Raw genomic sequence first — 5,073 nt, 5'->3', positions numbered from 1 at the left:
GACGTGGCGGGCCTGCGGGTCGTCGACGCCTCGGTCTTCCCGTCGGTTCCGCGCGGAAACACCAACGCGCCCACGATCATGGCCGCGGAGAAGGCGGCCGAGCTCGTCAAGGGAGCCGTCCGATGACGCCGTACCCGCCGACGGCCGAGCAGGTCCGGGAGATCGACCGGGCCGTCGAGGACCTGGTCCGCGGCGAGGTCGCCTGGGCCGCCTGCGGCTTGGCGGAGCGGCGCGAACTGATCGAGCGGGTGCACGCGGCCACCGCCGGGCAGGCGGAGGCGTGGGTGCGCGCCGCCGCCGCGTACAAGAGGCTGCCGGAGGACAGCCCGCTGATCGGCGAGGAGTGGATCACCGGCCCCTATCCCGTACTGACTTCCGCGGGCGCGCTGGCCTCGACGATCGGCGCCCTGGAGGCGGGCCGCAGCCCCGTCGACGGCTTCTCCGTCAAGTCGGCGCCCGGCGGGCGGGTCGCCGTCCGGGTACTGCCTCACAGCGTCTGGGACCAACTCCTGCTGAGCGGTTTCAGCGCCGAGGTGTGGATGCCGCCGGGCGTCACGGAGGGCACGGTCCGCGGCCGGGCGGGCCTGGGCCAGCGCCGCCCGGCCGAGACCGGCGGCGTCGGGGTGGTGCTCGGCGCGGGCAACATCACCTCGATCCCGGTCCTGGACGTGCTGTACGAGCTGTACGCGAACAACCGTGTGGTGGCCCTGAAGCTGAACCCCGTCACCGACGGCCTGTTCGACGTCTTCAGCCACGTCCTGGCGCCGCTGATCGACCTCGGCGCGGTACGGATCCTGACCGGCGGCGCCGGCGTCGGCACCTACCTTGTGCACCACCCGAAGGTCGGCCATGTCCACATGACCGGCAGCGCCGCGACGCACGACGCGATCGTCTTCGGCACAGGCGAGGAGGGCGCAGCCCGCAAGAAGGCCGGGAAGCCGCTCCTGGACAAGCCGGTCACCAGCGAACTGGGCGGGGTCTCGCCCACCATCGTGCTGCCGGGCGACTGGTCGGAGGCGGACCTGCGCTACCAGGCCGAGCACATCGCCACCCAGAAGCTGCACAACGGCGGCTACAACTGCGTGGCCAGTCAGGTCGTCGTGGTCGGCTCCGACTGGCCGCAGAAGGACCGTTTCCTGGCGCATGTGCGCCGGGCACTGTCCGAGGCCCCGGCCCGGCCGGCGTACTACCCGGGCAGTGACGACCGGGTGGAGGGGGCCGTCGGTTCGTACCCCGGCGCCGAACGCGTCGGCGGAGGGCGGGTGCTGATCAAGGGCCTGGACGCGGCCGATCCGGGGCCGGCGCTGACCTGCGAGTACTTCGCCCCGGTCCTGGCGGTGCTCGAACTGCCCGGGGACGCGGGGACGTTCCTGGAGGGGGCGGTCCGCGCGGCGAACGAGGAGTTCGCCGGCACGCTCGGCGTGAACCTCATCGCGCATCCGCGCACCATCGCGCGGCTGGGCTCTTCGCTCGACGAGGCGATCGCCGAACTCCGGTACGGCACGGTGGCGTTGAACGCCTGGACCGGTGTCGGTTACCTGACGGCGACCGCCACGTGGGGCGCCTTCCCCGGCCACGCCCTCGACGACGTGCAGAGCGGCATCGGCGTCGTGCACAACGCGCTGCTGCTCGACGGTCCCGAACGCACCGTCGTGCGCGGCCCGTTCCGGCCCGCACCGCGGTCGGTCCTGCACGGTGAACCCGCCCTGTCGCCGAAGCCCCCGTGGTTCGTCAGCAACCGCACGGCCGCCACGACCGGCCGCCTGCTGGCCGGCTTCGCCGCGGCGCCCCGCTGGTCGGCCCTGCCGGGAATCTTCGCCTCCGCGCTGCGCGGCTGACCTCGGTGACGGGCGCCCGGCCGATGTCCACCGACGTGCGGTCCGGCCGCCCGGGCATCACGCCCGAGGCCGTCTCCACCCGGTCCCTCCCTCGTCCGGTCGGTGTGCCCGGGGCGCTGGACCTGCTGCACCCGGCCGGCATCCTCGACGCACAGGCCGCCGCGGCCGCCGGGCTCGCGCACGAGGGTCCACGACCGGGCTTCGACGCCGCCGTTCCACGAGAAGTGGCTTGCGCGCCGAGCGCACGGATCGGCGGGCTCCGCGGGGCCGTTCTCAGGGTTCGAGCCGCTCGATCCGGGTCGCGATGCCGTCGAGGATCAGTTCGAGCCCGATCGTGAAATCGGCGTCGCCGATCGCGGCGTCGGAGGTGTCCGCCGGTCCGGCGCCGGAGGTGTCCGCCGGTCCCGCCTCGAACAGAGGTGACGAGAACAACCGGGCCGTCTCCGGGAAGCGTTCCGGGTCCACGAGTTCCGCCAGGGCGCGGCCGTAGGCACGTTCGGCGTCGGCCTGCCCCTGCCTCTCGGCCCGGCCCCGGGCGAGCTCCTGCTCCTGCCGCGCCGTCTGGACGACGTACCCCCCGATCAGCGACAGGGTGCCGATCTTGTGCGCCCAGTCGAGCGGGGTGCGGGCCAGGACCCCCAGTGCGGCTTCCATCCAGGCGATCCGGTGGGGCCCGGAGGGCGGTCCGGTCACGGGCAGTCGGGCGAGCCACGGCCGCTGCCGGTACACAGCGCGCTGGGCGCGGGCCCAGGCGCGCAGCCCCTCGCGCCAGTCGCCGGTGTCGAAGCGGGGCGGTGCGCCGAGGGCGTGGTCGCCCATGAGGACCAGGAGTTCGTCCTTGGAGCCGACGTACCGGTAGAGCGACATCCCGGTCACGCCGAGGCTCTTGGCGACCTTGGGGAGCGTCACGCCGTCCAAACCGTCTCGGTCGGCGGTCTCGACGGCGGCGGCGACGACGAGGTCGACGTCGAGGGCCGCGGGGCGGCCCAGGCGTGAGGAGTCCGGGATCCGCCAGAGTCGCCGCAGTGGTGCCGGAACGGTGTCTTCGCTGGTCATGGTCCCCTCGACACCCTCGAAACGTGAGCCTTCATCATGCCAGAGACGTAATTAGTTTGCCTCTGATAGTTTCTTGGATAAATTAAAGGTGCGGGGACGTCCCCCGCGCCCTGAGGGGGGTGACGTATGTCTGTGGACACCACCGGCCGCATACCGAGCGGCCCGGTCCAGCGTGCCGATCGCGCTCTGGCGCCGGACCTGACACGCGGAGCGATGCTCCTGATCATCGCGCTGGCGAACTCCGCCGGCGTCGCCTTCGCCGGCGAACCCGGTCTCGACAGCGCCCCCCAGGGCGTCGGGCGCGGGCTGACGTTCCTGCTGTTCGAGCTGGCCCACGCACGCGGATACCCCGTCTTCGCCTTCATGTTCGGATACGGCATCGTGCAACTGGCCCGCCGCCAGGACGCCTCCGGCAGCTCACCGCGACAGGTCCGCGCCCTCCTGCTCCGGCGCGGCGTCTGGCTCACGGTCCTCGGCTTCGCGCACGCCGCGCTGCTGTACTACGGCGACTTCCTCGGCGCCTACGGGATCGTCTGCGTCGCCATGACCCTGATGCTGCTGCGTCGCGGTGACCGCTTCCACCGGATCGTGCTCGTGATCTGGGCGCTGTCGCTCGTCGAACTGCTCGTCGTCGGCGGGATCGTCGTCCACGGAATCCTCACCGGCACGGGCCACTCGCCCCTCCCCGTCGGCCACGTCGACTCCCTCGCGGCCACCTCCTACGCCGACTCGCTGACCGCCCGCCTCGCCGAGTGGCCGGCGCACACCCTGACCACCCTTCCCTTCGTGGTCATCGCGTGGCTGGGCATGTGGGCAGCCCGTCGGCGCATCCTGGAGCGACCGGACCGGCACAGGACCGTACTCGTCCGGACCGCCGTCCTGGGCATCGGCATCGCGATCGCCGGAGGGCTCCCGGCCGCGCTGATCGGCGCCGGATGGCTCGACGTCGACGAGCCCACGGCCCGTGCGGCCCTCCTGCTCCACGGGGGAAGCGGCATGTTCGCCGGACCGGGGTACGCGGCGCTCTTCGGACTCCTCGCCGCCCGCGTCACGCGACCCGACGCCGTGGTCGTCCGCGCCCTCGCCGCACTGGGGCGCCGGTCCCTGTCGGGCTACCTGTTCCAGTCGGTGGCCTGGCTCGTCCTCCTGCTGCCCTTCACCCTCGACCTCGCCGGGCGGTACGCCGACCCCACGGCGGCCGTCCTCGTGATCGCCGTGGCCGTCTGGCTCGGCACGGTCCTGATCGCCCTCCGCCTGGACGACCGCGACCGGCCCGGCCCCGCCGAGACCGTGCTGCGCCGTCTCACCTACGGCCCGAGGACCCGGCGGCGTTCCTGAGACGCGGCGTCGAGAAATCGCGGACGCGACGACAACGCGACCCAGCGCGGGAACGGCATGATCGAAACGCGCGCAGCGCGCTGTGACCGACCCACCGCGCCGTCGGGCGGACGTCCGGCGGCTGTCTCCCACCACGGCCGAGGGCCGCACCAAGGAAGATCATCATGGACCGTCTGGACGTCATCGACACCTGCAACCGCATGGCCTGGCACGCCGACCAGCGCGAATGGGACGCGCTGGCCGGGGTGTTCGCCGACAAGACCCTGCTGGACTACACCAGCCTCAACGGCGGCGAGCCCGTCACCCTCACCCCGGCGCAGATCGTCGAGGGCTGGCGCACCGGCCTCGGGGCGTACACCGCCACCCAGCACCTCCTCGGCAACCACCTCGTCGCCGTCGACGGCGACGGCGCGGTGTGCACCGCCACCTTCCAGGCCACCCACCGCAAGGCGGACGACTCCCTGTGGACGCTGGGCGGCACCTACCGCTTCACCCTGGCGCGCACGGGCGACGGATGGCGCATCACCGGCGTGGTGATGACCACCGTCTGGAGCGAGGGAGAGCGCTGAGGAGGCTTCGGCCACAGCCGCCCCACCCCGCATCGGCATCGTCGATCGACTGAACACCACAGCCACATCGGAGTACTCATGACACACCCGAGCAAGGTCACCTTCGACAGTGACGGCGTCACCCTGACCGGCAACCTCTACCTTCCGGAGAGCGTGGACACCCCGGGCCCGCTGCCCGGGATCGTGGTGGCCGGGACGTGGACCAGCGTCAAGGAGCTGATGGCCGACCGGTACGCCGAGCGGCTCGCCGCCCGCGGATACGCCGCGCTGTC

At 72.6% G+C, this 5,073-nt stretch carries 5 protein-coding genes and 1 pseudogene; 5 read left to right on the top strand and 1 reads right to left on the bottom strand.

All coding sequences use genetic code 11. From position 1 onward, the window contains the following. Window positions 1-126, top strand: a 126-nt coding sequence (locus ABZ318_RS38940; protein WP_356907145.1) for a GMC oxidoreductase, incomplete at its 5' end; no start/stop codon positions are given. Continuing rightward, window positions 123-1,838 carry an aldehyde dehydrogenase family protein gene (locus tag ABZ318_RS38935; RefSeq protein ID WP_356907144.1) on the top strand — a complete coding sequence of 572 codons (1,716 nt, stop codon included), beginning with the start codon at window positions 123-125 and terminating at the stop codon, window positions 1,836-1,838. The genes ABZ318_RS38940 and ABZ318_RS38935, both read left to right, overlap by 4 nt. Before the next feature lie 273 nt (window positions 1,839-2,111). Here the strand turns inward: ABZ318_RS38935 and ABZ318_RS38930 are convergent, their stop codons facing one another. Beyond that, window positions 2,112-2,894 carry a TetR/AcrR family transcriptional regulator gene (locus ABZ318_RS38930; RefSeq protein WP_356907143.1) on the bottom strand — a complete coding sequence of 261 codons (783 nt, stop codon included), beginning with the start codon at window positions 2,892-2,894 and terminating at the stop codon, window positions 2,112-2,114. Between the two features lie 126 nt (window positions 2,895-3,020). Between ABZ318_RS38930 and ABZ318_RS38925 the strand changes: the two genes are divergently transcribed. The 3 genes and pseudogenes from ABZ318_RS38925 to ABZ318_RS38915 all read left to right on the top strand — a co-directional run. Further along, the gene (locus tag ABZ318_RS38925) at window positions 3,021-4,232 is read left to right on the top strand and encodes a DUF418 domain-containing protein (RefSeq protein ID WP_356907142.1); all 1,212 of its coding nucleotides are present in this window, start codon (window positions 3,021-3,023) and stop codon (window positions 4,230-4,232) included. Between the two features lie 164 nt (window positions 4,233-4,396). Then, entirely contained in the window at window positions 4,397-4,801 is a 405-nt protein-coding gene (locus tag ABZ318_RS38920) for a nuclear transport factor 2 family protein (RefSeq protein ID WP_356907141.1), read from the top strand. Between the two features lie 78 nt (window positions 4,802-4,879). Then, window positions 4,880-5,073, top strand: a pseudogene (locus ABZ318_RS38915) (lysophospholipase); the annotation flags it as partial.

Origin of the sequence: Streptomyces sp. NPDC006197 (assembly GCF_040613865.1) — a bacterium.
In the GTDB taxonomy this organism is placed as follows: domain Bacteria; phylum Actinomycetota; class Actinomycetes; order Streptomycetales; family Streptomycetaceae; genus Streptomyces.
The sequence above is the reverse complement of the archived record's forward strand: the minus strand, read 5'-3'. Positions and strand labels throughout refer to the sequence as shown.